The 1,966-nt window shown below is 55.9% G+C and carries 1 rRNA gene; it reads left to right on the forward strand.

Annotated elements, in window-relative coordinates:
* The first annotated feature begins 183 nt into the window (after positions 1 to 183).
* Positions 184 to 1,709 (forward strand): 16S ribosomal RNA (locus tag ACFY5D_RS22075).
* The last annotated feature ends 257 nt before the right edge of the window (positions 1,710 to 1,966 follow it).

A 1,966-nucleotide genomic window follows, 5' to 3' on the forward strand; every position in this document is an offset into this window, starting at 1 on the left:
GTCTGTTGTTTGAGAACTCAATAGTGTGCCAAGTTTGTTGATACCAATTTATTTATTTTATTGGTGAATGGTTTCAGGGTCCGCACCCCCGTGTGGATGCCTGGGGCAATTTGCCGGGATTTTTTTGCTTGGTGCAACCCGGCCGACTTTTTCCAGTCGGCGTGTTGGTTGTGTCTGTATTTTTTTACGGAGAGTTTGATCCTGGCTCAGGATGAACGCTGGCGGCGTGCTTAACACATGCAAGTCGAACGATGACCCTGTGCTTGCACAGGTGATTAGTGGCGAACGGGTGAGTAACACGTGAGTAACCTGCCCCTGACTCTGGGATAAGCCCGGGAAACTGGGTCTAATACTGGATATGCACCGTGGACCGCATGGTTCTTGGTGGAAAGATTTTTTGGTCAGGGATGGACTCGCGGCCTATCAGCTTGTTGGTGAGGTAATGGCTCACCAAGGCGACGACGGGTAGCCGGCCTGAGAGGGTGACCGGCCACACTGGGACTGAGACACGGCCCAGACTCCTACGGGAGGCAGCAGTGGGGAATATTGCACAATGGGCGAAAGCCTGATGCAGCGACGCCGCGTGAGGGATGACGGCCTTCGGGTTGTAAACCTCTTTCAGTAGGGAAGAAGCGAAAGTGACGGTACCTGCAGAAGAAGCGCCGGCTAACTACGTGCCAGCAGCCGCGGTAATACGTAGGGCGCAAGCGTTATCCGGAATTATTGGGCGTAAAGAGCTCGTAGGCGGTTTGTCGCGTCTGCCGTGAAAGTCCGAGGCTCAACCTCGGATCTGCGGTGGGTACGGGCAGACTAGAGTGATGTAGGGGAGACTGGAATTCCTGGTGTAGCGGTGAAATGCGCAGATATCAGGAGGAACACCGATGGCGAAGGCAGGTCTCTGGGCATTAACTGACGCTGAGGAGCGAAAGCATGGGGAGCGAACAGGATTAGATACCCTGGTAGTCCATGCCGTAAACGTTGGGCACTAGGTGTGGGGGACATTCCACGTTTTCCGCGCCGTAGCTAACGCATTAAGTGCCCCGCCTGGGGAGTACGGCCGCAAGGCTAAAACTCAAAGGAATTGACGGGGGCCCGCACAAGCGGCGGAGCATGCGGATTAATTCGATGCAACGCGAAGAACCTTACCAAGGCTTGACATGTGCCAGACCGCCGTGGAAACACGGTTTCCCCTTTGGGGCTGGTTCACAGGTGGTGCATGGTTGTCGTCAGCTCGTGTCGTGAGATGTTGGGTTAAGTCCCGCAACGAGCGCAACCCTCGTTCTATGTTGCCAGCGGATTATGCCGGGGACTCATAGGAGACTGCCGGGGTCAACTCGGAGGAAGGTGGGGACGACGTCAAATCATCATGCCCCTTATGTCTTGGGCTTCACGCATGCTACAATGGCCGGTACAATGGGTTGCGATACTGTGAGGTGGAGCTAATCCCAAAAAGCCGGTCTCAGTTCGGATTGGGGTCTGCAACTCGACCCCATGAAGTCGGAGTCGCTAGTAATCGCAGATCAGCAACGCTGCGGTGAATACGTTCCCGGGCCTTGTACACACCGCCCGTCAAGTCACGAAAGTTGGTAACACCCGAAGCCGGTGGCCTAACCCCTTGTGGGAGGGAGCCGTCGAAGGTGGGACCGGCGATTGGGACTAAGTCGTAACAAGGTAGCCGTACCGGAAGGTGCGGCTGGATCACCTCCTTTCTAAGGAGCAACTAGCACCAGGCAGGGATTCCAAAGCGTTTCCCTTGCGGGTGTTCAGTGCTGCTCGTTTCCACCACTTGTGTTGGTGGGCGAGTGCTCAAGGGTGGAATATCAGCAAGCAATGGCCGCCTTTTCCTGGGCATGGTTCTCCAGTACGCCGCACCTCGTGTGTGGTTGGAACGTGGATCGTGTACGGGGTTTGGTGGTCTTTTGGCACACTGTTGGGTCCTGGAATAACAGGCCCGTCGCCGGTCCGC

It is taken from the genome of Paeniglutamicibacter sp. NPDC012692, from assembly GCF_042901625.1.
In the GTDB taxonomy this organism is placed as follows: domain Bacteria; phylum Actinomycetota; class Actinomycetes; order Actinomycetales; family Micrococcaceae; genus Paeniglutamicibacter.